This is a genomic window from Paenibacillus sp. Y859, assembly GCF_056786405.1.
The window spans coordinates 50,000-70,782 of the sequence record NZ_JBXCIZ010000010.1; the positions used below are offsets into that span (position 1 = coordinate 50,000).

At 39.3% G+C, this 20,783-nt stretch carries 17 protein-coding genes and 1 pseudogene; 4 read left to right on the forward strand and 14 right to left on the reverse strand.

Annotation, left to right across the window (positions count from 1 at the left end):
• Positions 1–334 precede the first annotated feature (334 nt).
• From AC1TO8_RS17925 to AC1TO8_RS17940, 4 genes and pseudogenes are all read right to left on the reverse strand, one after another.
• Positions 335–811, reverse strand: coding sequence for a GNAT family N-acetyltransferase (locus AC1TO8_RS17925; RefSeq protein WP_482056994.1), 477 nt, complete (start codon positions 809–811; stop codon positions 335–337).
• A 332-nt stretch (positions 812–1,143) separates the two neighbouring features.
• Positions 1,144–1,581, reverse strand: a pseudogene (locus AC1TO8_RS17930) (M48 family metallopeptidase); the annotation flags it as partial.
• 39 nt (positions 1,582–1,620) lie between these two features.
• Positions 1,621–3,015 (reverse strand): MATE family efflux transporter, encoded by a 1,395-nt coding sequence (locus AC1TO8_RS17935; RefSeq protein ID WP_482056995.1) that lies wholly within the window; start codon positions 3,013–3,015, stop codon positions 1,621–1,623.
• A gap of 193 nt (positions 3,016–3,208) precedes the next feature.
• Positions 3,209–3,574 carry a hypothetical protein gene (locus AC1TO8_RS17940; protein ID WP_482056996.1) on the reverse strand — a complete coding sequence of 122 codons (366 nt, stop codon included), beginning with the start codon at positions 3,572–3,574 and terminating at the stop codon, positions 3,209–3,211.
• 346 nt (positions 3,575–3,920) lie between these two features.
• Here AC1TO8_RS17940 and AC1TO8_RS17945 point away from each other — a divergent pair, with 346 nt between their 5' ends.
• Both AC1TO8_RS17945 and AC1TO8_RS17950 read left to right on the forward strand, forming a co-directional pair.
• Complete coding sequence (locus AC1TO8_RS17945; RefSeq protein ID WP_482056997.1) at positions 3,921–5,690, forward strand: ABC transporter ATP-binding protein; 1,770 nt, start codon at positions 3,921–3,923, stop codon at positions 5,688–5,690.
• A complete protein-coding gene (locus AC1TO8_RS17950) occupies positions 5,683–7,458 on the forward strand; it encodes an ABC transporter ATP-binding protein (RefSeq protein WP_482056998.1) in 1,776 nt (591 codons plus the stop codon). Before AC1TO8_RS17945 ends, AC1TO8_RS17950 begins: the two co-directional genes overlap by 8 nt.
• A gap of 106 nt (positions 7,459–7,564) precedes the next feature.
• Here the strand turns inward: AC1TO8_RS17950 and yaaA are convergent, their stop codons facing one another.
• The 5 genes from yaaA to AC1TO8_RS17975 all read right to left on the reverse strand — a co-directional run bounded on the left by yaaA (position 7,565) and on the right by AC1TO8_RS17975 (position 12,910).
• Positions 7,565–8,317 (reverse strand): peroxide stress protein YaaA, encoded by a 753-nt coding sequence (gene yaaA, locus AC1TO8_RS17955; RefSeq protein WP_482056999.1) that lies wholly within the window; start codon positions 8,315–8,317, stop codon positions 7,565–7,567.
• 128 nt (positions 8,318–8,445) lie between these two features.
• On the reverse strand, positions 8,446–9,015 hold the full coding sequence (locus AC1TO8_RS17960) for an SF0329 family protein (RefSeq protein WP_482057000.1): 570 nt from the start codon (positions 9,013–9,015) through the stop codon (positions 8,446–8,448).
• A gap of 165 nt (positions 9,016–9,180) precedes the next feature.
• The gene (locus AC1TO8_RS17965; protein WP_482057001.1) at positions 9,181–10,350 is read right to left on the reverse strand and encodes a DUF4317 domain-containing protein; all 1,170 of its coding nucleotides are present in this window, start codon (positions 10,348–10,350) and stop codon (positions 9,181–9,183) included.
• 183 nt (positions 10,351–10,533) lie between these two features.
• Positions 10,534–11,697 (reverse strand): cobalamin-independent methionine synthase II family protein, encoded by a 1,164-nt coding sequence (locus tag AC1TO8_RS17970; protein WP_482057002.1) that lies wholly within the window; start codon positions 11,695–11,697, stop codon positions 10,534–10,536.
• Positions 11,698–11,941: 244 nt separating this feature from the next.
• Positions 11,942–12,910: a tRNA dihydrouridine synthase gene (locus AC1TO8_RS17975; RefSeq protein ID WP_482057003.1), complete on the reverse strand. Its 969-nt coding sequence runs from the start codon at positions 12,908–12,910 to the stop codon at positions 11,942–11,944.
• A 275-nt stretch (positions 12,911–13,185) separates the two neighbouring features.
• Here AC1TO8_RS17975 and AC1TO8_RS17980 point away from each other — a divergent pair, with 275 nt between their 5' ends.
• Complete coding sequence (locus tag AC1TO8_RS17980) at positions 13,186–13,668, forward strand: VanZ family protein (protein ID WP_482057004.1); 483 nt, start codon at positions 13,186–13,188, stop codon at positions 13,666–13,668.
• Positions 13,669–14,032: 364 nt separating this feature from the next.
• On the opposite strand, the gene AC1TO8_RS17985 is transcribed toward AC1TO8_RS17980, so the two are convergent.
• The 5 genes from AC1TO8_RS17985 to AC1TO8_RS18005 form a co-directional block, all read right to left on the reverse strand.
• On the reverse strand, positions 14,033–15,388 hold the full coding sequence (locus tag AC1TO8_RS17985) for a nucleotide-binding domain-containing protein (protein ID WP_482057005.1): 1,356 nt from the start codon (positions 15,386–15,388) through the stop codon (positions 14,033–14,035).
• 18 nt (positions 15,389–15,406) lie between these two features.
• Positions 15,407–16,489 carry an SAVED domain-containing protein gene (locus AC1TO8_RS17990; protein ID WP_482057006.1) on the reverse strand — a complete coding sequence of 361 codons (1,083 nt, stop codon included), beginning with the start codon at positions 16,487–16,489 and terminating at the stop codon, positions 15,407–15,409.
• A 567-nt stretch (positions 16,490–17,056) separates the two neighbouring features.
• Positions 17,057–17,989, reverse strand: a complete 933-nt coding sequence (locus AC1TO8_RS17995) for a GNAT family N-acetyltransferase (protein WP_482057007.1) — start codon at positions 17,987–17,989, stop codon at positions 17,057–17,059.
• Between the two features lie 34 nt (positions 17,990–18,023).
• A complete protein-coding gene (locus AC1TO8_RS18000) occupies positions 18,024–18,260 on the reverse strand; it encodes a CD3324 family protein (RefSeq protein WP_482057008.1) in 237 nt (78 codons plus the stop codon).
• Positions 18,261–19,112: 852 nt separating this feature from the next.
• Positions 19,113–20,036 (reverse strand): ketopantoate reductase family protein, encoded by a 924-nt coding sequence (locus AC1TO8_RS18005; RefSeq protein ID WP_482057009.1) that lies wholly within the window; start codon positions 20,034–20,036, stop codon positions 19,113–19,115.
• Positions 20,037–20,185: 149 nt separating this feature from the next.
• Between AC1TO8_RS18005 and AC1TO8_RS18010 the strand changes: the two genes are divergently transcribed.
• Positions 20,186–20,737: a TetR/AcrR family transcriptional regulator gene (locus AC1TO8_RS18010; protein ID WP_482057010.1), complete on the forward strand. Its 552-nt coding sequence runs from the start codon at positions 20,186–20,188 to the stop codon at positions 20,735–20,737.
• Positions 20,738–20,783 lie beyond the last annotated feature (46 nt).

Below are 20,783 nucleotides of genomic sequence, written 5' to 3' on the forward strand. Positions count from 1 at the left end.
ACGTTCCCTACTTCTCATTTATTATGATGATGTGTATTCTATTTTTTTATCGTCTATCTAAGACTATCTTAGTTGGTTACTTCCCGCCAATGAAGTTTGTCACTAAATGTCGATTAGCGTCTTACTGACTTCCTGCATTTTTCTGAATGAGCAATATCTGTCCCGCATATGAAACCGTCCTTGAACCGCTTGCCATATCGGTAATACAGTTGATAATGACATATACATTTACCTCCTCGAAAACTTCTACTCCATGTTATGTACTTTATTCGTTCACAACATCTTTTTTCTTATCCACAACAACATGATTGCTATTTACACCGCTTATATTGACTTAATAATATGTCATCCACATCGTACTCCCCACCACCTCAAAGCCTTGTTTGAACCAGAAGTTCCGGGATTTATCTAAAGTATATACGTATATTTTTTTGTTAGGATACTTCACTTTAAGCCAGTTTATGAAAAATGCTGCATAACCCTTACGTTCAAATTCCTTGAGAACATCTAGCGCTTCTATAAAAATAAAATCTGTTTTATTTTTAATATCAATATAGAAGTCCTTTTCTAAATATCTTTCATCTTCACGGAAATAATCTTGTTCCGCCTTTTGAATTAACTGTTTCCCATTATTGTATTCCCAAATGACGCCATAGCCGACCATAAGATCGTTAGCTTCAATGACGTATAGTTCTTCAGGTATATCCGCGGTTTGCTTCTTACTCAATTCCCCTGCATGATATCCCGACTTCAATTCACTTAATATCGATTGCATTTCTTGATCAAATGGTTTTGCAGTAATTGTAGGCATTTTCTATCTCCTTTTGCTAGTTCTAGCGTGTATAAGAGTAACTTATTAGATACCTGCCGTCAAACTATACCCAACAGGTTCACTAAATCCACCGGAATTTCTCTTTAGCTAATTTTTGCGACTCTATAACAAGGGTGACATTTTTACTATACTAGGATAAATACATCTACTTTCATTACAATTATATCGAGGATACTGAAAAATTTATGATATTAATTTACTAAGTTTAATGAACATAAATAAAGTCGAAATTCCATTCAATTTTGAATGGAATTTCGACTTTATTTTATTCTCTATCTCATTTACTTTTAGCTAGATACACAGGGTCATTCTTAAAATGTCATAGAATGCCCGTACTGCGCTAGAAACTCTTCCTTCTTCTTGTAATCCGGCATAACACTTCCAAGACGTCGCCAGAATGATCTATCATGATTCATATGGAGAAGATGGCATAGCTCATGGATAACGACATAATCTATTACTTCAATGGGTGCCATCGCAAGAAGATAATTGAAAGTTAGCTTTTTACTCGAACTGCAACTCCCCCACTTCGTTCTAGACTCCACAATCTCAACCGTTTTAGGCTTGACTCCCAGTTTTACTTGATATATTTTGATTCGTTCCCCTACAATTTTCTTGCAGCTGGAGAAATAGAACTTCTTCAGATTCCTTTTGAGTTCCTCTTCATCTAAATCACCAGTTTCTATTAATTCATGAAGAGCATATTCTTTTCCCATATAAAGAAATGTTCCGTTATCATTATATTCCCTTTTGTTTGTCATCATTTACGTAAAGAACCCCTATCTATTTTAAATCAACTTATGGGCATACCACTTATCGCCCTTAAAGCGCCATGCAAAGATCATTCCACGAATGCCCCATTCGGAAACCATCGCCACCCATACACCCATAATACCGAAACCAAGTGTAATTCCTAAAAAATAACCTAGTATCACGCGGAACAACCACATCGATAGCAAAGAAGTAATCGACGTAAACTTTGAATCCCCTGCTGCACGTAATGCTGAAGGCATAACAAAGCTGAATGACCATAATATAGGTTGTGCAATCGACATTAATACAATAAGTGCGAATATCGCAGGAATAATCTCTTCCGGCGGAGAGAACAATCTAACGATCAATGGGAATAATGGCAGAATAATGAGCGTTACGGCCACGAAGAATACCGTAGACAATCCGATAAAGGATTTAATAAACTTCCTTGCATCCTGCACGTTTTTTCGCCCAATACATTGCCCGACAACCGTTACAATCGAAATGCTCAGGGCCGTTCCGCCAATTTGAAATAACAGCGATATGGATCCACTGATCGCATTCACCGTCATCGCTAGCGTCCCCAATTGCACAATGAACGTCTGCGTTAATAGTTTACCACCATTGAAAAACATCTGTTCTGCAGCAAATGGAATACCGATGTACATAATTTTCTTTAGAATTGAAAAGTTAAGCCGTAGCGCGTTTCTTATTTTGAAGCGTAGCGTCTGATTATATTTTAACAAATAGATTAACGAACTAACCATTCCCAATACTCTCGCTAGAATCATAGAGATCACTAATCCGATGACGCCCATATCAAAAACTACAATAAATAAGATATTTAAACATAAGTAAGTGATATTCATAATTAACGATAAGCCCAGACATACCTTGGTCTCTGCGATACCCCGAAGTACGCCATTCACCGCCTGAAATATCGCCATGAATGGATACGAGATACAACTTCCGATGAGGAAAATCTTTGCATTGCGGAACACTTCTGCCTCAGCATTACCAAATAACAAATTTAAGGTAGGTGCGTGAAACAAGATAACGAACGCACTGATCAGTATAGACAGTATCGTCACCGCAGATATGGCTTGTGAAGCCGCTTTGGATACCATCTCTTTATTCCCACTACCTTTATATTGCGCAACAATAACTGTACCACCTGTCGCTACAGCGACAAACACATTAATCAAGAAAATATTCAGCGAATCTACCATACTCACCGCACTGACAGCAGCAACCCCCGAGGAGCTTATCATCGCAGTATTCAGTAGACCCATCAATATAATAAACGCTTGATCCACAAATATGGGAATAACGATAGCGATAATTTGTTTATAATCAATCGAATCCCCTGTAAAATATTTATTCAACAAAAAGACTGTTCTTTTTTGTATATTGGACCCTATACTATTCATTACTCATCACTTCTTTGGTTGTATTCTGTCTAAAGACATCATTCATCGGCGAACTACTTCGTCACATTATACCACTCCATACAAGGATGTGCTGTGAAGAGTATTGCACACAAAAAGACGAACCGCGATTACTCGGCAGTCCGTCTTTGCTTAAAGGGTTCATTTTCATTTCGCCCCGCTTGGTGGGAATTGGTCACTTTTTATCCACTTGAAGCAGAGTTATGTTCTTAACTGAAAATGTATCTCTAATGCTGTCTTCCGAGATGACATTCAGTTTGATCAAGCTCGCGATTTTGGAGGTGTCTGGCTTGGAGAGCATACGCCACACTTCTGGATCAGGCAATGATTCGTAAAGCTTCTTATCATCGTATTCCTTCCGCTCTTGGCGGACAATCTTCACTTTATAAATCCCGAACTCAAGATCAGAAACGTCCTGCTCAACACAATAATTCATGATTTCACTCCGCAGTACCGCGAGTTCTTGCTCTATCTCTTTGTGCTTCTGCTTCAGTTGATAGTATCGCTTTACTTTCTTGTCCACTTTATTCACCCTCCTCATTACATGTTTATGCTGAGGAAGGTACGCTATGCCATCTAAGTAACGACACCCTTTATGTTAGCCAGCATTACCTATCCCACTTGTTCAAAAAAGATCTAGGCGACTCTTAGCCGAAAGTAATTCTCCAGTCCATGAAGTCGCCTCCCGAGTTGGTGATAACAATGATAAATACTTCTCCATGTTATTTAAAAAGGAAATCGGTCAAACAACCAAATGAGTTCCGGAATGAAGGAAAAATATTACTTCACATTGCCCATTAAAGTGGTATAATCACTTTAATTTGTTGAATATGTAGAAAACTTTTTTTCAACAAGAGTGTACTAACAAACAGAAATCAGGTGATCAAATGTTCGAACTGAAATGGCTATGGCAAAACCTGCAGGGTGACAGAACGCGGTATATTCTGGCGCTTTTCCTCTCGGTGGTGGGCTCCGCGCTCATGATCGTGAATCCCTACATAGGTCAACGCATTGTCGATACGTTCATAGCCAACGATAACGGGGTGCACAATTTAACACAAGAGCGTGGACTGCTGATTACGCTCTGCATGGCCATGATAGGCTTTACCTTACTACGTACGGGGCTAGCCTATCTCACAACGATGATGTACGAGCGTTCCTCCCAGAACATGCTCTATCGCGTCCGCATTCATCTGTACAACAAGATTCAGGGTCAGGATATGCATTATTACGACCATAACCGCACCGGAGACCTCATGACCAAAATGACAGGCGATCTGGACATGGTGCGGCACTCCATGGCATGGATTATCAAGACGATCATCGAATCGCTCGCGATCTTCATCGCCGCTGTCATCTATTTCTTCACCATCGATGCGCAGTTGACGTTGTGGCTTCTCATTTTGTCACCCCCGATCTTCATCGTCGCTTATATCTTTGCGAAGCGAGTACGCCCTATGTATACTGACCTGCGTGAACGGCTGTCGCAGCTTAACACCACAACGCAGGAGAACATCTCGGGCAATCGAGTTGTCAAGGCTTTCGCACGCGAGGAGTACGAGGTCGAGAAGTTCACGGATAAGAATATTAGCTATGCCAAGGCTAACAAGACGGCCGCACTGGTCTGGCTCGATTACTTTCCTTACCTAGAGACTCTTGCGCAAGCCTTCAATGTCATCTTAATGCTGGTGGGTGGTCTGTTTGTCATGAATGGGCGGATCACTTTTGGTGAATTCGCTGCCTTCTCTGCGTTGATCTGGGCCATTTCCAACCCAATGCGTAACATCGGTATCATTATCAACGATATTCAGCGCTTTTTTGCCAGCTTGACCAAAATTATTGAAGTTTATTACGCGCATCCAAGTATCGTCAACGAGCATAATCCTGTCGACAAACGCCGTTATAATGGCCACATAGAGTTTGACCATATCAGCTTCAAATACGACGGAGTAACTGTTCTGCACGATGTCAGCTTCACTGTGGAACCGGGTGAAACCGTCGCCATCATGGGTTCAACTGGTGCGGGCAAAACAACACTCGTCAATCTGATTCCACGTTTCTATGATGTGTCGCAGGGACGGGTACTGGTCGACGGCATCGACGTACGTGAACTTGAGCTCGACGAGCTCCGTGGTAATATTGGCATTGCAACACAGGATGTTCTGTTGTTCTCAGATACGATTGATGGCAATATCTCCTATGGCAACCCTGAACTTTCTGAAGAGGAAACGAAAGAATATGCCCGGCTTGCCGCCGCGCACGAATTTATCATGAAAATGCCTGAAGGATATGACACGATTGTAGGAGAACGCGGTGTTGGCCTGTCCGGTGGGCAGAAGCAGCGTATCGCGCTCGCTCGTGCCTTAGCGGTTCACAGTCCAATTCTGATTCTGGACGACACGACCTCCGCCGTCGATCTAGAAACCGAGGAGCATATTCAGAAGAGTCTGCGCGAGCTAGACTACTCTTGCACGAAGATCATCATCGCTCAGCGCGTATCTACTACCGCAGAGGCTGACCGTATCCTCATTCTCGAAGATGGACGTCTCATCGAGGAGGGAACTCACGCTCAGTTGCTAGCAAAGCGGGGTTATTATTACGAAGTGTTTAAGCTACAGAACGAGGGTATTGGAAGGCAGGTGACCGATCATGGCTAGGAATAAATTCGACATCGATGAAGATCTGGAATCTCCATTTGATATAAGGCACTTTCGGCGTGCATTAGTCTACATCAAGGCTCATAAAAAACCGATGATTGTTGCGTTTGTGCTAAGCGCGCTGTCCGCAGCTATTGCGTTGTCGGCACCGCTCATCATGCAGCATGTCGTTGATGTGACAATTCCAACGAAAGCTGTTCTCCCACTGGTAGGATGGTCAGCGTTGATGCTGGCAACGATTGTGGTCAGCGTCTACTTGGCTACCATCCGTTCGCGTATCATGACGAGCGTCGGCCAGGACATCATTTTTGATATCCGTACGGATCTGTTCAAACATTTACAGGAGCTCCCGTTCAAATATTATGATGACCGTCCGCAAGGCAAAATTCTCATCCGGGTCGTGAACTATGTCAACTCGGTATCAGATGTGTTATCTAATGGTATTATTAACTTCATTCTTGAAATCGTGAATCTGATCTTTATTGCTGCGTTTATGTTTGCCGTAGATGTTCGGCTCTCGCTCGTCATTCTCGCGGGACTGCCGGTCTTCCTCGCCATTATGTTGATGATCAAGACCCGGCAACGGCGAGCATGGCAGGCGGTATCCAACAAAAGCTCCAATATGAACGCTTATTTGCAGGAGAGTATCAGTGGCATCCGCGTGACGCAAATCTTCTCCCGGGAGCAACGCAATGAGGGCATCTTTACTCGCCTATCTAGCAATTACCGGACAGAATGGATGCGTGCCCTGCGATATAACGCCTTAATCCCGTTTAGCGTCGACAACTTGGCTACCATTGTCTCTACATCAATTTATCTGGTAGGGCTGCTCGCCCTTAACCCGAAAGATGTGACCTTTGGTGTCATTCTCGCGATGGGAGCCTACGCTTTTCGCTTTTGGCAACCGATTCTGAATCTCTCGAATCTGTACAACAGCTTCATTAACGCCGTAGCTTATCTCGAGCGTATTTTCGAAACACTTGATGAACCAGTAACTGTCAGCGATGTGCCTGATGCGAAGCAACTACCGTCAATCCGGGGTAATGTGACCTTCGATAAGGTTACCTTTGCATATGATCCGGGTAACAACATTCTCGAGAACCTTACCTTCGACATTAAGGCGGGAGAAAGCATCGCCCTGGTGGGTCCGACGGGCGCAGGTAAAACAACGATAGTGAACCTGATCTCGCGCTTTTACAACATTACGGATGGTACAATCTCAATTGATGGACATGACATCTCGCAGGTGACGCTGAAATCGCTACGAAGCCAAATGGGTATTATGCTACAGGATAGCTTTATTTTCTCAGGCACGATTCTTGAAAATATTCGTTACGGCCGGCTCGATGCCACAGAAGAAGAAATCATCGCTGCCGCGAAGACAGTATGTGCCGACGAGTTCATCCGTGAGTTTGAACAGGGCTACCAGACGGAGGTCAATGAGCGCGGCTCGAAGCTATCACAGGGACAACGTCAGCTTATCTCGTTCGCACGGACACTCTTGGCCGACCCGCGCATTCTCATCCTGGATGAAGCCACCTCGTCGATTGACGCCAAGACCGAGCGGTTACTTCAGCAGGGTTTGAACGAACTGCTGAAGGGACGGACCTCATTCATCATTGCACACCGTCTATCCACCGTAAAAAACTGCGACCGCATTATGTATGTTTCCGATAAAGGCATCGCAGAGTGCGGCTCGCACGATGAGCTTATCGCACAACGGGGCCTTTATCACCGGCTCTACACTGCGCAGAAGATGGAAGCTTAATTGAACAAGCACCAAAAGAGCTCAGGCCTATTTGCAGCCTGAGCTTTTTTAGTGCTTTTCTTATTTTAAAAATAGTAAAACTAATCTATCACATGTTCTACTTACTCTATTCATTTTGTTTTTGTATAAACACATACGTACTCTCATCCGACAGCTCGTCAGCAAAGTTTAAATTTAACCCATCAAAACCTTTGATATCCTCCACAGAGGTGATTTGCCGCTCGGCCATGAAGCGTACCATTTCACCTCTGGCCATCTTGACCAGTGTCGATCTCTCAACCACCTTACCGCCGATTTCCTGTCCGAATACACAGCTAATCATTCGAACGTTTCCACCAACATACGGGGAGATGCACTTGCTGTATTCCTTAGAGGCCAGATTCAGAATGATCTCACTCTCTGAACATAGCTGATCCGCTAGCTTTCTGTTCCATAACTCGTAGATATTGCCGAAACCAGGTCCGCTAAGCTTTGCCTGCATCTCCAGCCTGTACGAAACAACTCCGTCAAATGGTCGGACGATTCCATAGAATCCGGACAATATGCGTAAATGCTGCTGAAGATATTCCAGCTCCTCCATTTGAAGTATCCCAGGTGCCATGTATTGGTACTGGATACCCTCATAAGAAAAGATAGCCGGTGTAAGATTCCGCGTGACATCCATATCCCGAATCCGCTCCACATTCAGCGTGGCGATGGCGTCATTGCATTTCCATAACGATTTGGATTCTTCATAATTCAACTTTTGTAATAAGGCCAGAAGAGTCTGCGTCTCACTGATGAATTGCGGCATCTGGCGGCAATCGAAGGAATCCGTGTCCCTCTTCATCTTCTTAGCAGGCGAAATAATGATTCTCATGATGCACCCTTTTCTTACCCCCGCGGGGAAATTAAATGTACCCTTATCCTATCACACTTAAGCATCGCAGGCGTTGAATATGATGAAACGAGCGATCCCACCGTCGTCACTTCACCCGACATTTATTATCATAACGTACTAAGTCGTAGTTCATAGAAATACTGCACAATTGGATGCTTTAACTTCATCCTCTCGGTCATGTTTAGAATTCGTTTTTTGCCAACTCGTCTGTCCACCAAAGCCAGAATATTTAATAAAATATCATTGCTCTCTAAACTTTCCTCTATTGGAGTGGATAAATACTTGGTAGCGACCACGTTAAAGTTTGATCTACTTAATGCTGACTGTGCTGATATAAGCTCCTTGGCATGTTCTGATATTTTCCGACTTCTTGCCATTACTTTTAGACGATCCTCCGGAACTTTCCCATTGGTATCTATTCTAACCGCTTCAATTTCTTCATTGCTGATAGGAATTTGGATATCTGAATCATTCTTAATCTCTAGTTCCGTCTGATACCATCTGATTAAGTTAGTTATATCACTCATATTAAGTACGTTCTTTTTATCTACCGCAATATAACAAATTCCTGCTTTATCAGATAAATAACGGTAGCTAGTTGAACGGTATTCGACCCTTCCATTTAACGCTGGACAAAGAAAACTCTCCATTTGTTGCTTCAATTTGCTCCAGGACATATATCCTCCTATTGTTTATATTATAAATACCTAAATATACTTAAACCCTCTTGATATAAAAACAGAGGAGAAGGCTTGATGGATCTGGGCTTGTCCCAATATCCATCAAGCCTTCTCCTCAAATTGATCACGTCTTTATTCCTTTTTTAGCACGATCAAACAAATCTATAATGTCTCTGTACTGAGCGTAAATCCTTCGATTACTGCATCTTCGTCGATCTCAATCATGATGCAGCGTTTCCCTTGATAATTTACCTGTCTTACATACTTTAAATCCTGCGGGCTAACCGAAATCGAGGCTACCTTGGTATCGATTTTAATTGATTTTGAAGTGAATTTCGGCATAACGCTGCTTGCCTTCATTTCATAGTTCCGATCGTCGACGATCGTTTGGAATGCGAGTTCCACTTTTTCCGGAGTCACGTTCTCTACGCCGCTTACTGTCAGCACGCGTTCCACATCTTTATAATCCAACTTCGGAGGTTCTTCCTCATCTTTGTTGGTTTCGATTACTTGGTGGATCTCCTCGTACACCTGTGCGAGAGTGGCTACGTCGAGTTGTTCACCCGCCACTTCCTTCACAATGTCTTCGAAAATAGCCCTCTCTTCCATTGCCGTCATAGATCTTTCGGCATTTAAAACCTGTCCGATGAAGTGCGGATCTGGATAATTCGATTTGGCCGTACAATACAGAATGCGGTTCACATCCGAATAGTTATCAGTCACGCTAGGGTAAAAGAACCCTTGCTCCGGCGTACTTAACTTGATAATCGGATCTACAATGACATTGTACTTAAATTCCCGCTCGACATAATCGAACAAGAGCGTTTTCTTTTGCTTCTCCGTGGTATTCACGCTGCATAGAATGAACGGATGCGCGAACAGTTCGTCTTTCCCGGTCTCTTCGGCTTCTTCATTTCTGCCCTTGGTCTGCCGGAAATACTGTCCGCGAACGAACGTGACTACTGTATCCTGTTCATACTTAACATCCACCAACATTTTATCCACCAACAGCAGCATCAGGTCCTTCCATTCTTCAGGATCGCCTGTCGTCAAACCTTGGTGAAGCAGCACCCGCGTTGGCTCCACTGCTTCTTCCTCCTGAAATTTCAATTCGAACAACTTCTGATCCAATTCGCCGGTCAGCAGTTTTTTGAAATTCCCCATATGTAGCTCTTGCTTCTCTCGATCCACCAGAGCAAACGCCTGGCGCTCCCAATGATAGACCTCGTTACTATCCTTCATAATATACACGTTGAGAATGTCGTTTATATTCATCATATCGTGATCCAGCTTAAACTGCTTGCGTATATGCGCGACTTCTTTCTTTATCATGATTCGTTATACAACTCCTATGAAGTAAATTGGTCTTATTAGTATAAACTATTCAGTTCAATTTACTTAAACCTTTTTTATTTTTCCTTCTTGAGTAAATTCTGCATTCCACAAAAAGACTGTCGACAAGTACCTTCGACAGTCTGAGGGAGGGAATCTACTCCCCCTTTAATTAATTTACTATTACTTACCCCAATATTGCTGGGCAATACGTTGTCCTTGTTTAATTTTCGCCCACTGTTCATCTTCCGTTAATTCATTGCCACCATCACAGGATGCAAAACCGCATTGATGAGAGAGTAATAATCTATCCTTATCAATAATTTTCGATGCTTCATCAAGCATTCTAACTACACGAGCCTCGTCATCAAGCGTATTGGTTTTAGAAGACAACAATCCAAGTACAATTTCCGTTTCAGGCTTTTCTTTGAAAACCGCAAGTGCCTCAAGTGAGCCTGCACGTTCATCATCCCATTCAAGGAAGAAGCGATCGTATTTAAGCTGCTTCAAGAACAGATTAGAAATTTTGGCATATGAGCCGCCACCCATATTACGGGAATCATAGTTACCACGACAGTTATGAGTCCACATTTTCAAGCCTAAGCTATGACCGAAATCAATTATTGTATTGTTAATGTCAATAAATTCTGTAGCAAGAGCCTGTACTTCCTCTTGATTGATACTCTCGCCAGTATATGGAGAGTTCGGGTTATCATCTGCGAATAGCTCCCATAAGCAATCATCGAATTGAAGGATTTTTCCTCCAGCAGCAGCAAATTCCTCGACAAATTCTTTATAAGCCTTAACAAGACCGTTTCTAAGCTCTTGTTTATCCTTATAAACTGCATCTTTGCCACCAATGTTATCTGACCATGATAACTCACCGAAAATATGTGATGGAGAAGGTACGCACAGCTTTGTTTCACTGTCGCCAGCAAGGACTTGAAGTTTTTTATATACATGAATGAAATGATGGTTTTTTCCACTTAATTCATCTGTAATACGCAAACCAATATCTTTTCGAGTCTCATATTTTGAAGTTCCATCGGTATCTCTGAAAAAATATCCATGATCCGCTATATAGCGGCTAATCCCTTGGAAGCCCCAGACAAAATCCAGATGCCACATAGATTTGGAATATTCTCCATCCGTAAGAATGGACAAACCATTACTAATTTCTTTATCGACTACAGCCTGAATCGCATCAGATTCACATTGCTCATACCCTTGAAAATATTCGTAAAAGGGATAACTGATATCATCACGATGTTCAATTTGATGTTTATATTCTAATAAATTCGTCGGACGCAACAGGCTACCTACGATTTGAAATTTATTATTGCACATGAAAAATCCTCCTCAATTTAACAACTGTCTTTCTGTAATGCTTTGATTCTAGCATGGACGAATACGAACTGCGTAACACTTAAAAGTAATATCTAGTTATAGCTAAAAGCTATAACTAGATATCAAAGATTACCAGATAGCTATAATAGCTTTTTTAAAGGAGTACTATATAAACAAAAACCCGAACTTAGATAAGTTCAGGTTTTGTGCTTCTGAATTTCACTCGGCTCGTAATCGTCCGATATTAATCAACATTGTTAGCTTCAAAATGATCAAGTAATGTACGCACTTCATCTGTCGATTTCGCGTTCATCAATTGATTTCTTAATTCGCTTGCGCCGCTGAAACCTTTGACATATATTTTGAAGAAGCGATTGATCGCTGCGACTGAACGTGGCAATTCTTCTTTATATTGATCTTGAAGATCGAGATGCAATCTTAGGAGATCAAGGTGCTCCTTACTACTATGCTCTTTTGGTTCTTTTTCAAAGGCAAACGGATTTTTGAAAATACCGCGTCCAATCATCACGCCATCCACACCATACTGTTCAACGAGCTTCAGACCCGTTTGACGGTCGGGAATATCTCCATTAATTGTGAGCAACGTATGTGGTGCCATACGATCTCGTAACTTCTTGATTTCCGGAATCAATTCCCAGTGTGCATCTACTTGGCTCATTTCTTTTCTTGTACGCAAATGGATAGAAAGATTCGCAATATCCTGTTTTAATATATGCGTTAGCCAATCCTGCCACTCGTCTAAATCCGTGTACCCAACCCTTGTTTTCACACTTACAGGCAGTCCTCCCGCTTTTGCTGCTTCGATTAACTCTGCAGCAACCTCTGGGCGAAGTATAAGGCCACTCCCCTTACCTCTCATGGCCACATTGGGTACAGGGCAGCCCATATTAATATCGATGCCTTTAAAGCCTAACTCTGCCATTCCAATACTCATTTGACGGAAATTCTCAGGATTGTCCCCCCAAATATGTGCAACCATTGGCTGTTCATCTTCTGTAAAAAGCAAACGTCCGCGCATACTTTTTCGTCCCTCAGGATGACAATAGCTATCCGAATTTGTAAACTCTGTAAAGAATACATCAGGTTTACCCGCTTCACTCACGACATGTCGAAAAACAACATCCGTCACATCTTCCATTGGTGCCAGTACAAAAAACGGTTTGGGTAAATCATTCCAAAAATTTTCTTTCATATATAAATTCAAGTCCTTTCATTATAGGTCCATAAATACTCAATAGATTAAGTCATTTTTAAAGTATAACCTAGCTTTATTAATTTATCTCGGTAAGTGACTAGAATGTCACTATGGAGTCACTTGATAGTCATGTTAGACAGATATACTGATCCCATTAGCACTAACACATACAATCCATTCGTATTATCCTAAGATGATTCGAGAAATTATTGATTGATAAGAAGGAGACGTTTTTTCTGAAAAAATTAGAGAGAAATCAAAAGATATTCACTATGAGTTTATTGATTATATACTTGTTAGTACTAACATGGATCATATTATTTAAAATGACTTATTCGTTCAAAGCATTACCTGATTTAAGAGGAGTTAATTTAATTCCTTTTGCTGGCTCAGCTATTGTTAACAATCAGATTAATTTTGAAGAAATTATTAATAATATTCTTATTTTTGTTCCATTCGGAATTTATATGAGTATGTTGAAGCCGAATTCGACATTTTTAAAAAAGATTACTCCAATTGCAAGTGTAAGTTTGTTGTTTGAAGTATTCCAGTTCATATTTGCGATTGGCGCTACCGATATTACAGATTTCATAGGAAATACATTAGGTGGGAGTCTTGGGATTGGTGTTTATTTCATACTGCGCAAAATATTCAAAACTGAAACGAAGACTAATAAAATTGTAAATATATTAGCTTCGATTGGTACAGCTTGTTTTATAGCATTATTTACATTACTTATTATAGTTAATAGTTGAAAAGGATTCCTCCTTCTCACTATATAACCAAAGATGGTTATAGGGTTGATAAGATTTTCAATATACTGGTTGCAGAATTTGAGACATTCCATCGTCAAAAAGTACGACTTATGGATGACGAATATGTATTAGTTAGAGTACATCAAAAAAGTCACCCATAAGGTAACTCTTTTTTATCTATTAACTTGCTCCTGCTGGAATCCAACTTAAAATACCATCATCTTCAATAATACCAAGTGTCACATCTGAGATGTCAGGATCACTCGTTTTTATTATTACCTCCAAATTCATATTTAACATTCAGAAAATTCGTGGTGCATAATAAAAAAACCACCTAAAAAGGTGGCTAATGATTAATTCGTAACTATTGTGTTGTTATTGGAACCTTTATCTTCGACCTTGCTACGCATACTTCGTTTTGAACAATAAAAACCTCTACGAAATGTTCACCCTTGAATTGCGTGTGTTCGGTATGAGTTAACTTGTCTTTTATGATTTCGCCACGTACTTGATTTTTTCTCTTCGCTACGACACCTTTATTTTTCACTTTCCAATAGACATCATAGAATCCTGGTGTATTTGTTTCAGCAAAGAAATCTAACTTTTTTTGCGGAAGTAAAAACGTATTATTTCGTATGAATTCACTCAACTTTGAGGTTCTCCAGCCATCTTGCGTAACGGTGCAATCCAAACTGACGTTGTATTTTAAATCGATTGGGAACATGTATTCCATAAACTCTTCGGTTTCTCGATATTCTTGATCATCTTCATTTTCAGATAGAGAAGCCATTGATTTTGATACATTTTCTTGAACCTCTTGATTCCAAAAATTATGATTGAAGAAATCTTTCCAAGCATCTATAGCTTGTTGCTTTGTACATGTGGTATCAAACAATATATCCAGCTTATCCAAGTAAGTCTTTAACCTATTGTGCAGATTTGTTACTTTTGTCGTATCATTATCTTTCAATAGCAGTGTTAGATCTGTGTCTGTCGGGTTTTGAACATCTTTATTATCCAACAATCTATCTTGTAAATTTTTTAATGTATAGTAGAATCTCTCATCTATTCGATCATAAGATTGAAATTGTTCCGCTACCAACACACTCTGAATAAGACCACCAGGCATTGACCAATAATCTCTTGATCTTGAAAACATTTTTAGCATTCGAACAATCTCTCGAAGTTGATAATTATGCTCTTTGTTTTCTTTAATGAACCATGCTGTAATTGCTTTTGGATCTCTCTTGTTCCACTGAGAACCGCAATGCTCGTATTGATAATTGCCATTTTCATCTTTAAACCTTCGATATATAGCGAGATCAATATGGTATCCATCAGTATACTCAATCGTTACACAGTTCGTTTTAGCATATGGTGAAACCTTAAACCCCGTACATTTTCGATTTAAGGCATTAACCACGAAATTTTTCACTGCTGTTGTTCCCGTTGGAATCTTATCCTTTTCAAATACAACAGCTACATCAATGTCGTAATCATTTTTCTCATTTTTAATCACCGTAGACATAGCAACACTACCCTGAACCATCGACTCGGCAATTTTGTAATCGGTTCCCTTTTCCGTGTTGTATTCGACTAAACCATCTTTCAAACGTTTCAGGTTTAGATCTTTCTTATCAAAGAGTTTCGTTTTTTCCACTTTAGGTAGAACAACTTCTTTTTTATAAAAGCTGTGAAACATGATACTTAAATCATACATAGAGATCCCCCGCATTCCTTAGATAATTTTGATTTTGCCATCTTTCAATTCTTTTGCGATTTTCATTCCCCAAGCATAGGGGATATTAGATGATCCCGTATAATTGTAAATCCAGAACTCTTTACTTGAATCCATTCGAGCCGAAATACAACTTCCAAAACTATATGAGACAGAAGGTGATGCCGACATGAAGATATGAACCTTTTTAAGATGTTCATATTTATGATGGATCTCAGTTAACAAGTCTCTAAATTGTTCTTTATAGGTGTTAAGTTGTTGTATTGACGTAATCACTTCTAATTGAGGAGTTTCTAATTCTAAAGTGTACGAATTTAGATTTTGAACTTCATGACCTTCTAATTGAGAATCAAATACTTTGAAACTAATACTTACTTTAATCACAATTTCCCTTACTTGATTCGCATCTTGTCTCATTTCATCACGAGTCAAATGTAAAGAAGGAAATGGTGTAATTTTCTCGGTTAACGGTTTCCATGATTTACCCGTTCGATTCCATTCGTAAAATTGAACATCCGTCTTATCCGCTATTTGATAACCTAATAAAAATTGAAACGGGATATGAGCCATTCCCATGTAAGAAATTTCATTTGTAGATGGTTCATTAATATGTACATTTACATCTTTAACAAGTTGATCTTGCTTTTTCCATGCCATTTGTAGATTGAATTCCGTAACTGAACTTAGCTCCTGGAATTGGTTAATTGTGATTGGAATAATATCGTAATCATCCAAATCATCATCGATACTTGTGTAGCTTACTGTTTCAACCGAAGCGTGACGTATTTGAACCATGCGTTTATTTTTACTTCTTATACGTAGTCTATATTTGATTCCCCAACTAATTAATATCAATCCTACAATTACAAAGATTACTACCAGAACATAATCAGGTTTTTGATCAGGTATTTCAATGTTCATTCTAAATACATTGTTGATAAGTTCAATCAATGGTGCTGACCACCATGGAGAAGTCGCTCCTAAAATAGAAGTACATCCAGTACTTATCAAGATGAACGTTATTTTTTTGTCATGCCAATCTCGAAACATCGATGTAATCTTTTTACTAACTTTTTTCCACAAAATGACACACTTCCTTTCGTTGTTTTCTATATTAACCGCCTCTGTACTGCAATATTTCTGAGACGTGAATCCATATTTTAACACCGATATTTGCATATATCAATCCGATTCCCCTTAAAATGTCATTCCAAATAGAACTTTGTTTACCTATGTTAAATATATAAAAAATACATCTTTTATAAACAACGTAATTTCATAGTTTCTATATAAGCAAATCTGAGGTATTCATGTTATAGTCAAAGGAATTATATGGAATGGAGTGAATAAATTTGAATTCCTTCGACATTAAAGCAAGAAAAATAGAACGTATTTTCATTCGAAAACTTCATGCAGATACAACTTACACAACAGGTATCGATAAAATAAAAAAATAAAGGACATTACATATTAGTCATATGTAATGTCCTCTTTCATTCCTTCTATGTCCAGAAATAATAAACTCACTACTACTTCACACCCCGCGAACCCGCATTCCACATGATTCACCATAAACTCCGAGTGCTTAACATAGCAATATAATATTTTGATAATAAAATAGGGCTGGGAATGATGGATCTAGGTGTTTTCCTATTCCCATGACTGTTTGATTCTCTTACTCCATTTGTAAATGTAGTCCTCACCTTTAAGTTCAAATCCTAAGTCATAATAAAATTGCTGGCTTCCACCTGTCATACCATTACAATTCCCCAACTTTCTCACCCTATTTGCTGCTTCATGTATTAGCGCAGATGCAATACCTTTTCTTCGTTCCCACCATGCAACTCCTAAAGGTTCTAACTCTGCATATGGCATTTTTTCATCATACCAAATGATGGACATACCAACTGGCTTCCCATCAGGATTGAGCATACATAAATCCAACTCCGGATTATAATGCTTCATTTGTCTTAATTCATGAAAGCCTTGTTCTCCCATCTCAGCCAACGGTTTCCCGTTAAGGAAAGCAAACATATGTACATTAGAAAGGAAAAAGTCAGGCGTAGTTCTACCATCTACGATCTTATATCCTTCAGGAATTTCCACTTCAAAGGGTTCCTCTCGAAAAGGCAGTATATGTACTTTCTCTGTCCATTCCTCCTTTATATACCCACGATTTAACGCAATATCCGTCATTGCCTTATTCCATTTAGGAATTCGCAAATACAAAGTCATTTCTTTCGATTCATTATTTATGGCTGACAAATGAGTTTCTGCATGAGCAAACATTTGATCAAGCAGTTCTCTATCTAGTGCTCTGTCCTGTGAGTCAAATATAAAGAAGGCATCTCCTTCATAATTCCCCTCACTAATAACACCAGAAGCTATTTCACCATTATTCTCGAAAATGCCCACTGTATGCCTCCAGCAGTTTCCACAATCAACAAAACTCGGATGGAATCCTTTTGAAAATTCATGGCGACTTAGTCCATAAGACGGCACTTCCCACTGATATGCTTTCAAAACGAGTTCTTCCACCTTATAAAAATCCTCTTCCGTAAAATATCTAAAGGTATACTTCATAATTGCCCCCCATCTTTACCTTACTTTCATTTCATCATTGACTACTCTCTAACCCATAAACATCTGATAGTTTATCAATGGACTCTCCCATTTTATATTGTTCTTTTATATTATTATTACGCTTTGCATAATATTTTCTGGAGCCGCTTTTTTCTCCCCAGTTCTTCTGCAGACCGTTATTAGGAATATAAATCATTTCACCTTTTATATAGTTTTGGATTTCTACTAATAACTTTTCCGGTAGCACTTCTGCTGCATTTATATATTTCATAATTATCTACTCCTTATTTAGCATTTGCTTCTAAATAAAGTGCAGAATCAGTAGATAATGTAATGCCTTGTTCATCCCATACAGAACCAGATTACATTATCACTATTCTGCATGGGATAAATCTTGATCGAGACTATTTCTTAATCTTATTCTTCTCATCATATCCATTCACTTCCTTTCCATTTATATAATATATATACATCCATTCAATCATAATTCAATTTCTATTTGCTGTACGTTATTTCACTTATCTAGTGAATAATTATATTGGTTCTATGAGCATTCATTTTCTTCCCTAGCAAGACTGTAAAGTCAAAAGTGATTTCTAATTTATTCTTACCCTTCCGATGCTCCCCAAGACAAGGGGGTCATATCCCGCACTCCAAGTAATTCAATCTAAGGACATACTAGCATCCTTAGATTTCTGAAGATAACATTCAGTTCGTTGATGAAGTTGCTTGAGTACGAGCGATTCAAGATCCTGACGAAGCAACTTGCCTTAAGCTATGGCTACTACTGCCTTCACCATTCGGGACTCACACCCTATAGATAGCGCCCATGGTGGGCGCACTAAAAAACACACCAGCCCTCAAGCGGACTGGTGTACTATAGTGAAGGCGAGGAGATTGAACCCTTATCCGAAAATATTGCCACACAGGCATCTACTTTTAATTCTATCTTTTGCTTTACCATCACTTGTGATAGATTTCTCCGTATAGTATCTAAGCACAATGTACGATTTGACCATAACGTTTACATCTGTATATTTCGATTTTCATATTCAGATTAATGCCCATTTGAAGGATTTAATGAAAATAAATTAAAAATCACCATAATATTTTAATAAAAAAATTACTGAACATGTGTTTCCGATTTGATATCATTTTGACTTAAAAATTTCAGTAAATCATTACTCAGCTGCACAATCTCATTGTTAGCATTATTCGCATAATCCGGCAACATCATATCCCTAACCATTTTAGTACGTAGCCATGTCATAAAGAATAGATCCAAAAATAAGTTTGGAAATTTAAGCACCATTTTAAGCATTGGTGGATCAATTGAAACGCCAGCTTTTTGTATTGCCCTTAGATACGCTTTTAAAGTGACTGTTATTCTGCGTGCCGTCTTTCTGGTTCTGGCTGTTTTTTTGTCAATTATCTTATTCTCAGAATACAAAACGCTCAACATGGCAATGTCTGATACGGAATGTGTGATTAGATACGCTTGCATATCCTTTTTAATAACGTAGGGAAGCTTTGCTGTTTTAAATAATCTTGCGAGGTTTTCTATGCGTTCTGTCAATACACCATTAATTTCTCCAAATGCAGTTGCCGCTATAAACTTTGGTAGAAATCGAGCATGCAATACTCCATCTTTAATCTGTCCGCCGAAGCCGGGAAAAGCGGGTAAAAGTCTATCCCCTACGATATTCAGCCACGAAGAAAATCCAATTGAATTACTAGTCATCGTAACTATATTTTTGCTTTGATTATCTCTTAGCGCTAACAATGCTGATTCGGACCGATCATAACGAACAGTAACGAAAATAAAATCGTATACATCGTCTTTTTCGAGCGTATCAATGACATTCACTTGTATCGATCTAACTGTACCTTTTTCTATATATTGCAGGCCATTTTCTCTTAATGAGTTAAATCTATTACAATGTGCAAACAGGCTAACATCAAACCCTGCTTCAATAAGCTTAATTGCGTACATGCTCCCAATAACACCTGCACCAAAAATTAAAATTCTATCTTGTTTTGCTGACATTTAAATCACCCCTACTTATTTAACATTTCCGTTTGATCATCCGACAACTTGTTGTATGATGTGATTGTAAATCTTTATCATTCCTTGATCAACCATCAGTTTTTTATGATTTGTCGGATGATATTCTTATTCGCTAGTAGGAGGGAAACATGAAAAAGCAACCCCAAATAACGGAGAAAACAAGACAAAATTTTGTAGAAGTTTTTTGTGTGTTATATAGCCAAAAGCCGATTGAGAAAATTTCGGTTCAGGAAATTGCGAATAAGTCAGGATATAACCGCAGCACCTTTTATCAATACTTTGCTGACATTTACGAATTGTTAGACTTTGTTGAAAATGACTTATTGAATGACATGAAAAAAGAATTGACGAATAAAGAGCTATCGATGCATACGGTTCAAGATACGCTCTATTGTCTGGACAAAAGAGAACATCTCCTGGTTCTTAATGCCCTTTTGGGTGATTACGGAAGTGCCCGTTTTTTAAAACGCTTAAAAAAAGAAATCACTTTGGATCAATTAGAAATAAACGTTCCGCAAAACCATTCCTTAACGCCATACTTAATTGAGTTTTACCTGACAACTTCCCTTTCTTTATTTCGTCTTTGGCTCCAACGTCAAAAGGATTTATCGTCAGAAGAATTTTTCAAGTTAGTGGAGAACCTATATTCAAGAGGGATTACGCCCTATTTTAAAGAATGAGTCTGTCATTCAAACCAAATCCATATGTTGTATAACAATAATTTGA